The sequence below is a fragment of the Pseudomonas onubensis genome (assembly GCF_965653655.1).
Lineage (GTDB): Bacteria > Pseudomonadota > Gammaproteobacteria > Pseudomonadales > Pseudomonadaceae > Aquipseudomonas.
In genome coordinates, this window is record NZ_CBFHAZ010000028.1 from 1 (window position 1) to 16815 (window position 16815).

At 59.5% G+C, this 16815-nt stretch carries 11 protein-coding genes; all 11 read right to left on the reverse strand.

Going from position 1 to position 16815, the window contains the following annotated elements:
• Positions 1-204: 204 nt before the first annotated feature.
• A complete protein-coding gene (locus ACTD9P_RS12025) occupies positions 205-774 on the reverse strand; it encodes an imm11 family protein (RefSeq protein WP_065932086.1) in 570 nt (189 codons plus the stop codon).
• A gap of 120 nt (positions 775-894) precedes the next feature.
• The gene (locus tag ACTD9P_RS12030; RefSeq protein WP_438867888.1) at positions 895-1524 is read right to left on the reverse strand and encodes a hypothetical protein; all 630 of its coding nucleotides are present in this window, start codon (positions 1522-1524) and stop codon (positions 895-897) included.
• A 5-nt stretch (positions 1525-1529) separates the two neighbouring features.
• The gene (locus ACTD9P_RS12035) at positions 1530-5936 is read right to left on the reverse strand and encodes an RHS repeat-associated core domain-containing protein (protein WP_438867889.1); all 4407 of its coding nucleotides are present in this window, start codon (positions 5934-5936) and stop codon (positions 1530-1532) included.
• A gap of 12 nt (positions 5937-5948) precedes the next feature.
• Positions 5949-6383 carry a DcrB-related protein gene (locus ACTD9P_RS12040; RefSeq protein ID WP_069787147.1) on the reverse strand — a complete coding sequence of 145 codons (435 nt, stop codon included), beginning with the start codon at positions 6381-6383 and terminating at the stop codon, positions 5949-5951.
• Positions 6384-6398: 15 nt separating this feature from the next.
• Complete coding sequence (locus tag ACTD9P_RS12045; RefSeq protein WP_438867890.1) at positions 6399-8339, reverse strand: type VI secretion system Vgr family protein; 1941 nt, start codon at positions 8337-8339, stop codon at positions 6399-6401.
• Between the two features lie 158 nt (positions 8340-8497).
• Positions 8498-11155 (reverse strand): type VI secretion system ATPase TssH, encoded by a 2658-nt coding sequence (tssH, locus tag ACTD9P_RS12050; RefSeq protein ID WP_438867891.1) that lies wholly within the window; start codon positions 11153-11155, stop codon positions 8498-8500.
• Positions 11148-12191, reverse strand: coding sequence for a type VI secretion system baseplate subunit TssG (tssG, locus tag ACTD9P_RS12055; RefSeq protein WP_438867892.1), 1044 nt, complete (start codon positions 12189-12191; stop codon positions 11148-11150). The genes tssH and tssG overlap by 8 nt, the downstream gene beginning before the upstream one ends.
• The gene (gene tssF, locus ACTD9P_RS12060; RefSeq protein WP_438867893.1) at positions 12155-14014 is read right to left on the reverse strand and encodes a type VI secretion system baseplate subunit TssF; all 1860 of its coding nucleotides are present in this window, start codon (positions 14012-14014) and stop codon (positions 12155-12157) included. The genes tssG and tssF overlap by 37 nt, the downstream gene beginning before the upstream one ends.
• Entirely contained in the window at positions 14011-14526 is a 516-nt protein-coding gene (gene tssE, locus ACTD9P_RS12065) for a type VI secretion system baseplate subunit TssE (RefSeq protein ID WP_005792513.1), read from the reverse strand. The genes tssF and tssE overlap by 4 nt, the downstream gene beginning before the upstream one ends.
• Positions 14527-14643: 117 nt before the next feature.
• Positions 14644-15132 carry an Hcp family type VI secretion system effector gene (locus tag ACTD9P_RS12070; protein ID WP_005792512.1) on the reverse strand — a complete coding sequence of 163 codons (489 nt, stop codon included), beginning with the start codon at positions 15130-15132 and terminating at the stop codon, positions 14644-14646.
• A gap of 184 nt (positions 15133-15316) precedes the next feature.
• Positions 15317-16813, reverse strand: a complete 1497-nt coding sequence (gene tssC, locus ACTD9P_RS12075; RefSeq protein ID WP_017135822.1) for a type VI secretion system contractile sheath large subunit — start codon at positions 16811-16813, stop codon at positions 15317-15319.
• Between the last annotated feature and the right edge of the window lie 2 nt (positions 16814-16815).

The following is a 16815-nucleotide window of genomic DNA, read 5'->3' on the forward strand; positions in this document are numbered from 1 at the left end:
CCTGACGATTTGACGTCTACGATTCACGCGGGCTGTCCTTGTTCGAGTGGTGTGTGTTCGCAACTATCACCGTAGACCAAGGACGGCCTTTTTTCATTTTTCTGTAGTCAGATCAGCTGGTTAGCTGTTAAGGAAGTGCCATTCCTTGCTGACCTATATAACTTGAATTAACTTTTAATGTGTGGAAACGTCTATTATATAAGCTCACACTTGAATGCCTTTAGAGCAATCTACAAATTGCATGCCCTTAAGTTGGGCAGCTTCGCACTGCTCCTTGAACTGCTGGGAAACGAAGATGCGTTGAGAGCTTTCCTTCGCCCTGACGATATGATGATTGCCTAAAGCATCAGGCGGTAGACTTTGAAGTGATGTAAATCTAAGAGGGCCATCAGGCATAAAACTAAACATGGGGCCATACTCAGAGTTATCCAAGTCAATACAAGGTAACGTCTGGATTACATTGAATACATAATAGCCATGCAGTTTTTCTTCTTTGAGGTAAACGTCAGCAGGGAAGAGCTGAACGTCTTCTGGAAACGTGCACAGTATGTTGGCCATTGCGGTACTTACAAACTCGAGTGTGTCACTTTGAAGAAGATCGTAAGACAGTACGCGAGGCTTACTGACCTTTTTTTTGTTTCTAAAGGTCGGTGTGGTAGTAATCGATGAATGTTTTTCTCCACTTATAAACAATAGGTGATCGGGGGAGGCTTTCTGGTCGTATTTAAACCAGTAAATTTCCGAGTAACTTTCACTGACGTCCAATAGGTACATATTATTTCCCGCAGCGACCTGCTTGTAGTATAAAGGGGACGGATTTATTTAAAGCTATCCAATAAATCTATCCCTCTTGGTGCGCAATTTTAAGATTGTCAGACACGCATTTTTTTGCGGCTATTTGTCTTTAGGATTCAAAATCTTACTTGCCAATGCTAAGTCGAATTGCTTGTTTCCATAGATTGACTTTGTTGCAAAAGCTTTTTTGAGCAATTCTGATTCGAGCTTCAGATTGTTTTTATGGGCAACGAAGAGAATTGTCAAAAACGGGAATGCATAGTTGTCGGGTTCGGTCAGCACGTCGTCAATTAATGACGTTGTACCAAGTATGCAGTTCTCCGCCTTTGATAAGTAAAAAAGTTTTATGCGGTCAGTGATTTTTTCTACTGCTGTGCTTATATCCTGAGGCGCAGGGGTTCTAATGATACCGCCCAACTCGTCGCCGAACTGTTTTGTTTCTTCCGACAGGGAACTCTTGGACAAAAATGACGTGTTCAACAGCCTGCTCTGATAAGGAGGTGATTGGTTTTTACAAAACCTATATGCCTCACATATATAAATTTCCATTCCCGCATAGTAACCATCGGCTTTGGTTAAATGTTGGACGTAAATTTCTCCAAATTTTTCCTTCGCTACAAGTAGGCCAAGTTTGTTTTTACCTGCCTTCAAGTCCAGGTGAGGAGACGTGATTTGCTTCAGTCTTGCCAGTAACTCCACTTCAACATTTTTACGGACTTCTTGGCTCATGGTATTCACTTGTAGATCAGAAGATTGAAGGTTGCTTTGTGCGGTGTGCCTTTCCCGCCTAACGGCACGCCCGGTTTTCCTTTGGTATCAACCGTGAACGATCCCTTGGTACCGGCTGAGGGCTTGATTGTGCCCCCTCCCAAGTGTTTCGTCGTGTTGGCGGGCTTGGTCATGTCAAATACATTGGAGTTGGTTTGATTAGGGGTCAGTTTCCCAGTGCCGTGTTTCACTTCAAAGACGTGGAGTTTTCCGTGGCGGTCTTTGGCTACGAAGTCAGCCCGTATACGTTTTCCGTTTACCTTCATGGTGACTTCCTCGGAGACGACTTTGAACCCATTTCGCTTCAAGTCATGAATCGCTTTGGTCCGGCCTTTATTACCACTGACTGCACTTTTGCAAGCCCATCCCCATGGGTCAATCCAGGTCAGTGGATTTGGCGCGTATTGATATAGGTTGACCCCTCCCGCCAACCCAATCGGATCCGGCGTCGTAAACCGCCCCACATCCGGATCATAAAACCTGAACGTATTAAAATGCAGTCCCGTCTCCCGGTCCAGGTACTGCCCCTGAAACCTCAGGTTCTGCTCCTCAATGTAATAAGGCTCACGCACCTCTTCCAGCGTGTTGCCCCACACCCGATAAGTCGCCTGCCAGAGCATGTGCCCATCAGCCTCGGTCAACTGCTCCGGCAACCCATTCAGATCGTTGTGGTAGTAACGAATCTTCTGCAGCGGCCCGGTCCCATCCACGCGAGCCAGAGGCTGGTAGCCTTCATCTTCATAGACGTACAGGCTTGTCTGACTGTGCTTATGCTCCTGCAATAACCGTAAACCGTCCCAGGTAAACCGCGTTTGCCCCAGCGGATACCCATCACTGCCATGCTCGGTTTTTTCTATCCGACGCCCCAGCGGGTCATACACCATCCTGACCACGCTGCCATCGTCATTACGCACTTCAACCAGCCGACTTTCAGCGTCATACGCAAACCGCTGCACGCCACGCTTGACGCTGCGCTTTTCAATCATCCGCCCAAACGCATCGTAGCGATAACGCTTGTCCTGATACGTCAGCAGCTTGTTATGCACCACCAACCCGGCGCCCGCTTGCGGGCCATCCAGCAGGTTGGCGGCGGCGTCGTAGGCAAAGGTTTCGCGCTGCCCATGCAGGCTGTCCTGGCTGGCGATGATGCGGCCGGTGGCGTCGTAGTGCAGCAGTTGGCGATGTTGCGCGGTGGGTTGCTGGTCGAGTTTGCCGATCAGGTTGTCGGCGGGGTCGTATTCGAATTGCTTTTGTGCCGCTGCGGGCATCAGCGTTGGCTGGCTGTTCAGGCGGCGCTGGCGTGAGCGCAGGCGGCCGCTGCGGTCGTATTCGCTGCGGGTGCTGAGCTGGCCTTGGGTGCGCAGCACTTCGCGGTGCAGGCGGTCGCGCTCGAAATCGCTGATCACCTGGCCGTCCAGGTTGATCTGGTGCAGATGGCCGCTGCCGTAGTACAGGCGGTTGAGCCAGCGGCCGTCCGGCAGCTGGGTCTGGATCAGGTTGCCGAGTTCGTCGTAGTGATGTTGCAGGTTGCCGGCGGCGCTCTGTTCGGCAAGCAACTGGCCGACGGCGTCGTAGGCGAAACCCAAGGCTTGGGAATTGCCTTGCAGATCAGTGAAGGTCACAGCCGTGAGCTGATCCACTGCATCATAGCTGTAGTCGGTGCGGCCATCGTCGGTGGTTTTGGCCACCAGTCGCCCGACCGCATCACGCTCCACCCGATGAACGATGGGCGCGGGTGGCGTCTCGGGCACCACCGCCAAACCATTGCCATAAGGCGCCGCAAGCGCAGTCACCGTCGTGATGTTGTCGAGCAAGTCGTAGTCGTAGCGCTTGGCGCTGCCGTCGAGGTCTTGCTGCTCGGTCAGCCGATCCCCGGCGTCCCACGCAAACCGATAGCTTTCACCGTTCTCGTTGACCAGCGCTTGCAACCGCCCGTAGCTGTCATACCCAAACTGTACCTGCCGCCCATGGGCATCGGTGCGCTGGCGTACCTGGCCGCGTCGGTTGTGTTGGTAGAGCGTGGTGTGCCCGGCGGGGTCGGTATAACCCACCAACTGCCCACTGGTATCGCGCTGATATTGCTCAGTGCGCCCGTCTGGTAGCTGGCTGCTGAGCAAGCGCCCCTGAGCGTCATAGCTGAACTGCGTGCGTTCACCGAGCGCATCGGTGATGACCTGCAAATAACCGCGTTCGTCGTAGCTGAAACGCGTCGGGTAGCCCGAGCAATCGATATGCTCGACCAACTGCCCGAATGCATTCCAGCGCAGCTTTTTGCTTTTGCCGGTGGCGTCGACAATCTCCACGACCTGGCCGTGGGCGTCATAGCGATAGCGGGTGATATAACCCAGCGGATCGGTCTCGGCGATGCAGTTACCGCGTGGGTCATAGCGATATTGCCAGCTGTTGTCGGCCGCGTCGGTTTCCACCAGCGGCAATGCCCAATGTTCCAGCCACAAGGTCGAATCACTGCGGCCCAGCGGGTCGGTTTCGCCGATTACGTTGCCGCTCTCATCGTAGCTGTATTCATAGCGCCCACCCAACGGATCAGTCGCGGTGAGCAACTGACGTTCGTCGTTCCATTCGAACAGCCAAGTCTGGCCGAGGTTGTCGCTGTACTGAATGATCTGGTGCTGAGTGTTCCAGTACCGCGTACTCACGCGCTGCAGGCCATCGGTGATGCGCGTTAAGCCAGCCTGCAGGTCATAGTCGAACTGGTAAGCGTCGCCCTCATCAGTCCAATGCCGAACCACGCGCCATTCCAGGCCTTCGACCAGTGCCCACTCATAGAAACAGCGCAATCCGGTGGGCAATTGATGTTCCACCATTCGGCGCCCGGCATCGTAGGCAAAGCGCCGCTGCACTTGATCGGTTGCATCCCGCACTTGCGCGAGATTGCCTGCCGCGTCGTAGCCGTAGCTCACGAGCACTTCGCGACGTTGATCCGGGTAGAGGCGCTCAATATGAGTCACATGGCGCTGATCGCGGATCAGCTCAACCTGAACCAGATCGAATGTATCGCGCAGGCGCACCAAGTGCCCGGCTTCGTCATAGTCGAGGTAGATGCGGTTGTCGTTACGATCACCCAGTTGGCTCAGACGCAGTCGCGACGGGGCTGCTGGAGCAGCTTCGAACAAGCGGTACATGCCGTCGTCGCTTTCGATCAGCAATTGCCCATTGAGGTGTCGCCGCACCGCGAGCCCTTCGCCCGCGCTGAACACTGCGCCGCCCAACGGAATGGCGCCCATGTCGATGGGCCGGCCCTGCTCATCGGTATAGACCAGCGTTTCGCCGCCCTCGGGATGCGGCTGAATGTCGACGCATACTTCGTAGGGCACGCTCCAACCAGCGCCAAGCAGGCTGCCCGGGCGTTCATCGCGGCTGTTGTAAAAGCGCTGCCAGTCAATCGGCAGGATACCCGGCAGCACGAAATCCAGGTCGTCGACGTCGCCCAGTACCTTCGCGCCCGTCGCGGCATGCACCGGGTTCGACGAGCCCATCGCAGCGTTGGCCGCAGCGCCCATCGCACTGCTGATCGCCATCGAAGTGGCGCCGCTGACCAACATGCACGGCAACTTGCTGAAGAACTTGCCCTTGCCACCCTTGAGCATCAACAGCGCTGTAACCGCCAGCCCGACTCCGGGCGTCTTGCCGCTGCGAATTTCACGCACCACCACCGAACCGCCACCAATGGTCACGTTGGAGGAAATCAGCCCGGACGACACCACCGTCGCATCGCAGGTACTGCGATCACCACTGCGCACGGCGGGTTGGCCGTTGATCGTGACCTTATCCGAGCCTTCGGCCAGAAACTGCGGCGGCATTGGCGGGTGCTTCATGCACACCACCAGATCCAGCGGCTTGGGCACGGCACCCGGCGCAGGTGTGGCGACGGTAGGGCGCCACATCTGCGAAAAGAAACCTGCGGCCATGTCCAGATAACTGGCTTCGGGTTCCGGTTCAGGCGCTTCCAGCTCGGTACCGGCCGGTGTGACATGGGAGCTGATCGCCCCGGCGGCGCGAGCGGCAGGCATGTTATTGGTCAGGGTATTGGTGGAACCGGTGAGAATGTTCGCCTGCACCGTGGGCGGAAACAGGGCGTTACTGAAGGCATCGCATATCTTGGTCAGGCCTTTGTCCGCGCCACTTTTGCTCATGGCCAGGCCAACAATCGTGCCCACCACCGCACCCAGCAGGAAGCAGCCGAGGCCACCGGTGACCACGGTAATGCCGGTGGCCGCAACCACGGCAGCCGTCGCCACCGCCGTGATCGCGATATTGGCCGCCACTTCCAGCACACCGCCGAGGATGTCCGCCATCATCGAAGTGTGGGAGAGCGCATCGCCCATCCGGGCTGCCCATAACGCGTCAGACATGCAGGCAGCTCATCAAGAAATAGCGTCAAACGACAGCGAATTTTTTATCAATGCCCAGTGCGCAGCCTCGGCATCGCCCAGCTTTTCGGCCTTCACATAACTCAAGGCAAGCATCTTGCGCGTACCCGGCAACACCAGCGCCAACTGATACTGGAACACCTTGTCATTGCCCTTGTTGAACTGGCTGCGCAACTCGATACCTTCCACCTCTTGAGCGGCGCCCAGGCGCACGGTAACGCTGGGTTGGCAACGCAAATCCTGCACTTGTTTTTCCAGGCGCTTGAGCTGGTCATCGAAGTTGCTGTGCAACGTTTCGCCTTCGGCCAGCAAGCTGCGGCTGACGATCAAAGAAGTGCCCAGCTCGGGAAATTTGAGAATATTGATCGTCGCGTCCTGCAACTCTGCGGCTGGCAGCTGGAACTGAAATTCGTTGATTCGGTACGTCATGGCAAACAGGTCTCGTCAGGAGCTTTTAGGCGTGGGGAACGCGGCTTTGATGTTGGCATCGATGCTGGCTTTCTGGCCTTGACCATCGGGTGTGGCGCCCGGGCCGCCGCCGTTGTTCAGGTGCAGGAGGCCGCCGGTATTAAACTCGGCATCGCCGCTGGCATAGAAACTGATGTTCACACCCGTAAGGTTGATCTGCCCGCTGGCATTCAACTCCAGAATGCTTTCGCCGCAGACCAGCCGCAGGTTCTCGCCCACTTCAATCACGTAGCTCTGGCTGATGCTGTCGGTCTTGCGCTGGCCCACCGAGAGAATGTCCTCCTGCTTGACGATGCGCAGGCGGTTATTACCAATGGTCACCGTCTCGTTATGCCCAATGCTCTTGTTGCGGTCATGCCCCACCGAGTGGCTTTCATCCACCTCCACCACGATGTCCTGATTGCGCTCGGCGTGGATATACAGTTGCTCCAGACCCTTCTTGTCCTCCATGCGGATTTCATTGAAGTTGGCCGGCGTGCCACCTTTGCTGGAGCGGCTTTTCATGCCGCTCTGGGTGGCGTTTTCCGGCAGGTCGTAAGGCACGGTCTGCTCGGCGTTGTAGACGCGCCCGGTGATGATCGGTCGGTCCGGGTCGCCTTCCAGAAAGCTCACGATCACTTCCTGGCCGATCCGTGGGATCTGCATCGAGCCCCAGTTTTTACCGGCCCAGGACTGCGATACACGAATCCAGCATGAGCTGTTTTCGTTGGATTGATCATGACGGTCCCAGTAGAAATGCACCTTCACGCGGCCGTACTGATCGGTCCAGATTTCCTCGCCCTTGGGGCCGACCACCAGCGCAGTCTGCGGGCCTTTGACGATGGGCCGATAGGTGCTGGCCAGCGGGCGGAAGCTTTGCTGGGCGTCAATACAGGTAAGGCTGCTTTCGAACTGCGCCGCTCCCGAGCCGCCGCCGCTTTCCAGGTTTTCCTGGACGATGACATAGCGGCAGCCGACGATCAGGTATTCGCGGTTCTGGTCCTGGCGGCTGAAACCGGTGAGGCTGAACAAATGGCCCGAGCCCAAGCCCCGCGCATTACCGCTGAACTCGATCTGCTCATGCAGGGTTTGCAGGGCTTCGATGCGGGTGCGCGCATAGTGTTCGCCGTCGGCGCTTTGCACGTAGGTGCCTGGGTAGTCGTACAGCGGGTAGTCGCCGGCGGTGTGCGGGCGCGGCATGGCCGAGCGCACGTCGATGCTGGCGCTGGGGCGCTGGAAGTCGTAGTCGTTAAGCTCCAGCGACCCCGGCTGCACTTCCTGCGCCAGGTGCCAGTTGTGCATATGGTCGCGTTCGCGCTGCTGTTCGTCCTTGGGGTAGTACGGGATCGACGCGTAGCCCGGCACCGTGGTGTGGGCGCCATAAGCATCGGCCAGCACCAGTACATGACGGTCCTGTTCATGGCGGAAGAAGTAGTAGATACCTTCCTGCTCCATCAAGCGGCTGACGAAATCGAAACTGGTCTCGCGGTACTGCACGCAGTATTCCCACTCGCGATACGGGCGGCTCAGCGCGTCTTCGAAGTCGGAAAAACCCAGGTCACGGAACACCTGCTTGATGATCTGCGGGATGCTCAGGTTCTGGAAAATCCGGCAGTCCGAGGTGCGGCTGAGCAGCCAGAACCACGGGCGCAGGGTCACCTGATAACTGGCGAACTGGCCCTGGTCGATATTCTGGCTGCAGCGCGCGACGATGCCGTGGAAATGCCGCTCGCCACCGTCCGCCAACTGCACGCCGACGCTCATCGGCTTGCCCAGCAACTGGTTAAGGTCGATGTTGGCGTCCAGCGAGGTCAGTCGCAGCTCAAAGTTGAACAACCTGCCCAGCTCTTCGCCGCCGCCCATTTCATTGAGCAACAACACATCCGGCCCAAGTGGGCTGGTGATCTTGGCCAGGCGTGAGGCTTGGTTGAATAGCATCGGTTAACCCGTAAATTGCGTAATAACTGTAGGAACCGGCTCCAACTGTGGGAGCGGGCTTGCTCGCGAATTCGGTGAATCAGTCACCGGATGCATCCACTGACACACCGCCTTCGCGAGCAAGCCCGCTCCCACAGTTTTGATCGTATTCCGTCAGGTCAATCGTTGAATTGGTAGTGCAATTCATTATCCCGGCTGCTGATACGCACACCCGCCAGCGCCTTGCCTTCGAGCATGCGCGTGAGGAATTCACGGCTCATGTCCGGCAGCAGGCTGTTGGTGAGGATGGTATCGATCATGCGCCCGCCGCTTTCGGTTTCGGTGCAGCGCGAGACGATTAAATCGACCACCGCGTCGTCGTAATCGAAAGCAACCTTATGGGTGTTCTCCACACGCTTTTTGATGCGGTCCAGTTGCAGGCGGGTGATCGCCTTGAGCATCTCGTCGCTCAACGGGTAATACGGAATCGTCACCAAACGGCCCAGCAGCGCGGGCGGGAAAATCTCCAGCAGCGGCTGGCGCAAAGCCTTGGCAATTTCTTCCGGCTCGGGGAGGTTCGCCGGGTCTTTGCACACCTGGGAAATCAGCTCGGTACCGGCGTTGGTGGTCAGCAGGATCAGGGTGTTCTTGAAGTCGATCACCCGGCCTTCGCCGTCCTCCATCACGCCCTTGTCGAACACCTGGAAGAAGATCTCGTGTACATCCGGGTGGGCTTTTTCCACCTCGTCCAGCAGCACTACGCTGTAGGGTTTACGCCGTACCGCTTCGGTCAGCACGCCGCCTTCGCCGTAGCCGATATAACCCGGTGGCGCGCCCTTGAGTGTGGACACGGTGTGGGCTTCCTGGAACTCGCTCATGTTAATCGTGATGACGTTCTGCTCACCGCCGTACATGGCTTCGGCCAGGGCCAGGGCGGTTTCGGTCTTGCCCACACCCGAGGTGCCGGCGAGCATGAACACGCCAATCGGTTTGCTCGGGTTATCGAGCCCGGCGCGGGAGGTCTGGATGCGCTTGGCGATCATCTGCAAGGCGTGGTCCTGGCCGATGATGCGTTTTTTCAGATGCTGGTCGAGATTGAGCACCGTCTCCAACTCGTTGCGCGCCATGCGGCCCACCGGGATGCCGGTCCAGTCGGCGACCACCGAGGCCACGGCCTGGTAATCCACAGTCGGCAGGATCAGCGGGGTTTCGCCTTGCAGGGTAGTGAGGCGTTGTTGCAGGTCGACCAGTTGCGCACGCAACTCATCGTTGCCGCTGTCTACCACGCCGGCCTTTTCGCGCAAGGTCGCGCGAGTGGCCAATAGCTCATCAACCAGGGTTTTTTCTTCGGCCCAGCGGCTTTCCAGCGTCGCCAGGCGCTCACGTTCGGCGCTCAGCAAGGTTTCGCTATTGGTTTGACGCGCACCAATGGCGACGCCGATAGCATGCTCACGGGCGATGATTTGCAGCTCGGTTTCCAGCGCTTCGATGCGACGGCGGCTGTCGTCCACTTCGGCCGGCACCGCATGCAGGCTGATGGCGACGCGAGCACAGGCGGTATCGAGCAAACTGACGGACTTGTCCGGCAACTGACGCGCGGGGATGTAGCGGTGCGACAGTTTCACCGAGGCTTCCAGCGCTTCGTCGAGGATCTGCACCTGATGGTGCTTCTCCATCGTCGAGGCCACGCCGCGCATCATCAGCAGCGCTTTGTCTTCCGACGGCTCGGCCACCTGTACCACCTGGAAGCGGCGGGTCAGGGCCGGGTCTTTCTCGATGTGTTTTTTGTACTCGGCCCAGGTCGTGGCGGCCACGGTACGCAAGGTGCCACGGGCCAGCGCAGGCTTGAGCAAGTTGGCGGCGTCGCCAGTCCCGGCGGCGCCACCGGCACCTACCAGGGTGTGGGCTTCGTCGATAAACAGAATGATCGGCTTGGGCGAAGCCTGCACGTCTTCGATGACCTGGCGCAGGCGCTGTTCGAACTCGCCTTTCATGCTGGCGCCGGCTTGCAGCAGGCCCACATCGAGGCTGCGCAGTTCCACATCCTTGAGCGCAGGCGGCACGTCACCGGCGACGATGCGCAGGGCGAACCCTTCCACTACGGCGGTTTTGCCCACACCCGCTTCACCGGTGAGGATCGGGTTGTTCTGGCGGCGGCGCATCAGGATGTCCACCAGTTGGCGGATCTCTTCATCACGCCCCACGATCGGGTCGAGCTTGCCGCTGCGCGCTTGTTCGGTCAGGTCGACGGTAAAACGCTTGAGCGCCTCCTGCTTGCCCATCGCACTGGGTGCCATGGCGCCGCTGGCTTCGCCCGGCACGGCACCGGCATTGAAGCCATCACTGGCACTCAGCGCATTCTCCGGCGAGTCGCCGACGTATTCGTCAAAACGCTCGCTCAGGGCTTCGGGTTTGATCTTGTCGAACTCGGCGGACAAGCCCAGCAGCGCATGGCGCAGGCTTGGCGTCTTCAGAATGCCCAACACCAGGTAGCCGGTACGCACCTGGCTTTCGCCGAACATCAAGCTGCCATAGACCCAGCCGCGCTCTACGGCTTCCTCCACGTGGGAGGACAAGTCGGTGATCGACGTCGAACCACGGGGCAGGCGGTCCAGCGCTTCGGTCAGGTCACGGGCCAGGCGCGCCGGCTCCACGTTGAACTGACGGATGATGCGGTGCAAGTCCGAGTCCTGCAGTTGCAGCAATTGGTGAAACCAATGGGCCAGTTCCACATACGGGTTGCCCCGCAGTTTGCAGAACACGGTGGCGGCTTCGATGGCCTTGTAGGCCACGCTGTTGAGTTTGCCGAACAGTGCGGCGCGACTGATTTCACCCATGCTCTGGATTCCTTGAGGTGGTGGCGTGGTCGGCGTAGTGCCGGGACAGGATTAGGTCGTTGGCGTCATGCTCGGGTTGGCCGAGCCAAGTGTTGAAGCCCAGGCGGAACTGGCCATTGAGTTGCAGCTTTGGGACTTCGGGTTGTTGCAAAACCAGGTTCAAGTCCCAGTCCAGTTCATGGCCCAGGTACTCGGCTACCCACGCCACCAACTCGTTGAACGGCTGGCTGCCGGGCAGCATGCCCATGTAATCGTCCAGCTTGAGCGGGCCCAAGCGAATACGGAATTTATGCTGGCGATCCCACACGTGGCGACCCAGACAAAAGTCCACGCCCAGCTGGTTGGCGCTGACACTCACGCGGCTGCGCTCCGGCAGTTCCAGCCACTGGCCGACGTATTCTTCGATGGCTACCGGCAGGCCGAAGTACTCGCTGAGAATGGCCTTCAAGCCGTCCGGGTAGCGGGTTTGCGCCGACAGGTGGCCGCTGTAATGCAGCTTCGCGGTGTCCGCAATCAGCCCCTGATTCAGCAGGCTCGGCATGCCTCGGCCACTCAGCGCTGCGAGGCGCGCGGACCAGTAGTCATCAGCCGGGCGGTCGTGGCTGACCGTCGGCCGCGCCTCGGCCCAGGCCCGGTAAAACAGGCTGAGCAGGCGATGGTGGAACACATCCAAAAACTGTTTGCTGGTGCTGTCGGCGTTGTTGCGCTGGCGTTCACGCACGTACTCGGTGATATGCAGCGGCAGCGGGCCGTTGGGGCCGCCGAGGCCGAAAAAGAACTGCTCCAGCCGCGCCGGTTTGCCATCACCGCCGGGGTCGACCGAGGCCAGGGTGGCTGGGGCGAAGGTGCAATCGGCCTGCTGGCCAAGGCGCAGCGGGTCATCCGCCAGGCGCAGGGAATGGCCCAGGCGCGGCAGCTCTGGCGATTCGCACTCGATACGCCGCAGCGCCTGGAAGAAATCGTATTCCCAGGGCTCCTGATGCATCGCATCCAGTGTGTTCACAGGGTCGGACGTCGCCCGGGCTTGGCTTTCCATCGCATGATCTCGCCGCGTTCGGTGGTACGGATCACCGTCTCGGTAAAGCTGTTGATCGACACGTAACGTGCCAGGAAGCGTTCCAGCACCGCACCGAGCAGGAACACGCCGGTGCCGCGAAACGCGTTTTCATCGAACTCCAGGGTAATTTCCAAACCCCGGCCAAACACGATGGGGCCGGGCATCGGCAGGCGCCGGGTCACGGCTTTGCTGCTGACTTCGCGCAAGCCTTCGATCTGCAATTGCAGCGCCGCGTCATTGCTGTCGCCGTACAGGCGCAGCAGTTCACGCAAGGCGCCAGCGCCCTGGCCTTGTTCGCTCAGCGACAGGTAGTTAAGCGACAGCTGGCTGATCAGGCGCCACGCTTTAGCGTCATGGGCATGGCTGGCGCGCGGACGACTCGGCCCGGCGACGCAACGCACCGACAATACGGGGGCGCTGTCGGCCAATGTGAAGTCGGTTTTGCCGTTGCCCACGCTCATAAACAGCGGCAGATCGCGATTGGTGCACAGCGCGGTCACGCCGAGCTGGCGCAGGTCATGGCGGTACGGCGCTTGCTGGCTGTCGACCAGGCTGACAAAGGTTTCGCTGCCCACATAGGTCGAGCGCGGGCCGTTACGGCGTTGGTCGCTGGACAACACACGCGGTTCACGGCGCAGGGTGTAGTAGGCCTGGTCGCGGCCATAGCGCGATGGATCGCGCACCGCATAGAACGGCAGGAACGGCTGCTCCGGCCCAGTGCCATGGCCGGTGACGCCGCTCAACGAGTGAATCTCGAAATCCATCGGCCGCGTGCGGTCAGCGATGACATGGTGTTCGTTAACGCGGTCCGACAGGTGGATACGGTCGACGCGTTTGGGAAACAAGTTGATCGCCGGCGTGCAGAACGGCATGAACTGCGCCGCGCCGACGCTGCCTTCCAGGCTCGGCTCGTGACGGTCGAACAGTACGATCAGTTCCAGCTCCTGGCCGTCGCAGCGTTTGACCGCACGGCTCAGCTGCGCAAATTCGACGAACAGGAAGCGGTGGGGCAGGGCGAAGTATTCCTGCAGTAGCCGATAACCCTGAAACGCACGGGCCACCACCGGCATGGCCGCATCGGCGTCGTCAAAACCCCGGGAGCGCAACGCGTCTTGCGGCAGGCGCTCGACCCAATCACCACCGGGTTTGCGGGCAAATACCGCGCAGGCATTGCCGAGTAATTGTTCGTAGAGCCGAAACGGCTGCTCATCGGCACCGCTGAGGTACAGCGGCAGGCTGTCGAGGTCGAGGCTGTTGAACTGCAAATCGGCGCCGGTGCGCAGGGTCAGGCGCAAACCCGCCTTGGCTTTGGGTTCGCTGGCGGCCAGGCGTCCCAGCACGGCGCCGGGGTTGCCGAAGTACTCAGCATTACTGACCTGCAACGGCCACAGTGTTACTGGGTGCGCGGTGCGGTACTCGCAGCAGGTCTGGGTTTCGCGGCCCAGTGCGGCGCGCAGCACCGTGTCGCGCGGCAACGGGAAACCGCTGGCCAGCGAGCCTTCGTCGGGGTCGGTCTGCAATTGCACCACGGTCATCGACGGGGTGGGCGCGAGGTAGTGCGGGTAGGCGATTTCCAGCAGGTTATGGGTGAAGGTCGGGTACTCGGCGTCGAGCTTGAGCTGCACGCGGGCCGTGAGGTAGGCAAAGCCTTCGAGCAGGCGTTCGACGTACGGGTCGGCGCAGTCCATGCCGGACAACGTCAGCCGACTGGCGATCTTCGGGTATTCCTTGGCGAACTCAGCGGCGCTTTCGCGCACGTGGTGCAGTTCCTGGTTGTACAGCTCCAGCAGGCGCGGGTTCATGGGCGTCTCCGCTGGTCGGCATTGACGACACGCACGTGCCCGGATTCCAGGTCGAGGTCGGTTTGCAGTAGCAGGCGCAACGGCACCGGCTGCGCCCACAGGTCGCCTTCAATCTCGAAACTCAGCGCGTTGTGGTTCATCTCGCCATGGCCCACGCGGGCTTTGACGCGCAGCGTGTGGCGTAAAATACGTGGTTCAAAGGTGGCGATGGCTTGGTAAATCAAGGCTTCCAGGGCTTTGATATCCACACTGGAAACGCTGTTGCCCGCCAGCGCAGGCAGGCCGTAATTGACCACCGAAGTACCGGCTGGTGTGTGCAACGTAGCATCGGCATCCAACAAAGACGTGGTGTTAAGCAACCACGCCAGGTCACGCAGCACCGAGGCTTTTAATTGGGTCAGGGACAGCACGCGTTTATCGGCGCTTTCCTTGGGATTGGTCGGGTCGTCGTCGGTCAGCCGGTCCAGCAGGGACGGTTGCAGACGGTCGCGGGAAGCGATTTCAGTTACCACCAAAGCAGCTCCACGGACGGGCTAAGAGAGGGACAAGGTGCCAGGGGTCGCAGCCAGGGGCCGCAGCCAGGGGTCGCAGCCAGGGGCTGCGGCCATTGGCTGCGGCCGCCAGGGCTATCAGCGCTTGGTGTTGGAACGGATGTTCCAGCCAAACTTGATCGCGCCGCCATCTTTGGTGCCGTCGGCTTTCTGCGGCTGGTAGTCGACCATCACCTGGGCAAAGTTGAGGGTGACGTTTTCGGTCAGGCGATCATCGGTGCCCGAGCCGCCGGTGCTCAGGGACGTAACCAGCACTTCTTCCAGGTTGATCACCATGTACTCGACCTGGCTTTCGCCGCCGGCTTTGCGCACGGTCAGCTTGACCTTGTCGATGTGCTTGCCGCTGGCGCAGTGCATCATCAGGTTGGGCGAAGCCTTGTCGACGTACTTGGTCAGCGACAGGTCCTGGATATTCACCTTGCCCGCGCCGCCGCCACCGCCCACATGCATGTTGCCGGACTGGGCCATGCCCCAGCTCCAGTTCAGCACGTCGATTTCGTCCTTGTGGGCCTTGTCCATGGACTCGCCCTTGATGTCGCCGATCTTGATGAAAATATCAACAGCCATGTTTTCTCCCTGTGTGGCGTGCGCCACTGAATTTGGTTTGTGTGGGAACCCGCTTGTGTGGGAGCGGGCTTGCTCGCGAAAGCGGTGTATCAGCCTAAGATGTTTCGACTGACCCACCGTATTCGCGAGCAAGCCCGCTCCCACACAAGCCCGGCTCCCACAGAAGAGCCGGTTCAACCGTTAGTTAGGCGCTTTTTGCCGAAGGCAGCTTCGATACCAGGCGCAACGACACCGTCAGCCCTTCGAGCTGGTAGTGCGGGCGCAGGTAGAACTTGGAGTTGTAGTAACCCGGGTTGCCTTCGACGTCTTCCACGATCACCTCTGCGGCGGCCAGCGGATGCTGGGCCTTGGTGGTTTCGGTGGAGTGCGCAGGGTCGCCGTCGACGTAGTTGAGGATCCAGTCCTGCAACCAGCGCTGCATCTCGTCCTTCTCTTTGAAGGAGCCGATTTTGTCGCGCACGATGCACTTCAAGTAGTGCGCGAAACGGCAGGTGGCGAACAGGTACGGCAGGCGCGCGGCCAGGTTGGCGTTGGCGGTGGCGTCCGGGTCGTCGTATTCGGCCGGTTTCTGCAACGACTGGGCACCGATGAACGCGGCGAAGTCGGTGTTTTTCTTGTGCAGCAGCGGCATGAAACCGTTTTTTGCCAGCTCCGCTTCACGGCGGTCGCTGATGGCGATTTCGGTCGGGCACTTCATGTCCACGCCACCGTCATCGGTAGGGAACGTGTGGGCCGGGAGGTTTTCCACTTCACCGCCGGACTCCACGCCACGGATGCGCGAGCACCAGCCGTAGTGCTTGAACGAACGGTTGATGTTCACCGCCATCGCGTAGGCAGCGTTGGCCCAGGTGTACTTGGAGCTGTCGGCACCGTCGGTGTTTTCTTCGAAGGCGAAGGCTTCCACCGGGTCGGTCTTGGCACCATACGGCAGGCGCGCCAGGAAGCGCGGCATGGTCAGGCCGATGTAGCGCGAGTCTTCCGATTCACGCAGCGAACGCCAGCCGGCGTATTCCGGGGTGGTGAAGATCTTGGTCAGGTCGCGCGGGTTCGACAGTTCCTGCCACGAGCCCATGCCCATCACGGTCGGCGAAGCCGCAGCGATGAATGGCGCGTGCATGGCGGCGCAGACTTTCGACAACTCGCCCAGCAACTCGACATCCGGAGGCGACTGGTCGAAGTAGTAGTCGCCGACCAGGCAGCCGTAAGGCTCGCCGCCGAACTGGCCGTATTCTTCTTCGTACATCTTCTTGAAGATCGGGCTCTGGTCCCACGCCGTGCCCTTGAATTTTTTCAGGGTCTTGTGCAGTTCAGGTTTGGCGATATTGAGCACGCGAATCTTCAGCTGCTCATCGCTCTCGGTGTTGTTGACCAGGTAGTGCAGGCCACGCCAGGCACTTTCCAACTGCTGGAAATCCGGGTGGTGAATGATCTGGTTGACCTGGGCGGTGAGCTTGGCGTCGATGGCGGCGATGATCGATTCGATCGACTTGATCGCGTCATTGGAAACCAGGTCCGTCTGCGCCAGGGCCTGTTCGGCCAGGGTGCGCACAGCGGTTTCCACGGCTTCGCGGGCACGCTCGGTCTTGGGTTTGAATTCTTGCAGCAGCAGGTTGGCGAACTCGCTGGCTTCTTCGGTAGCCCCCAGGATCTGGGAGCCTTCGCGGGCGGTATTGTCGGTCATGA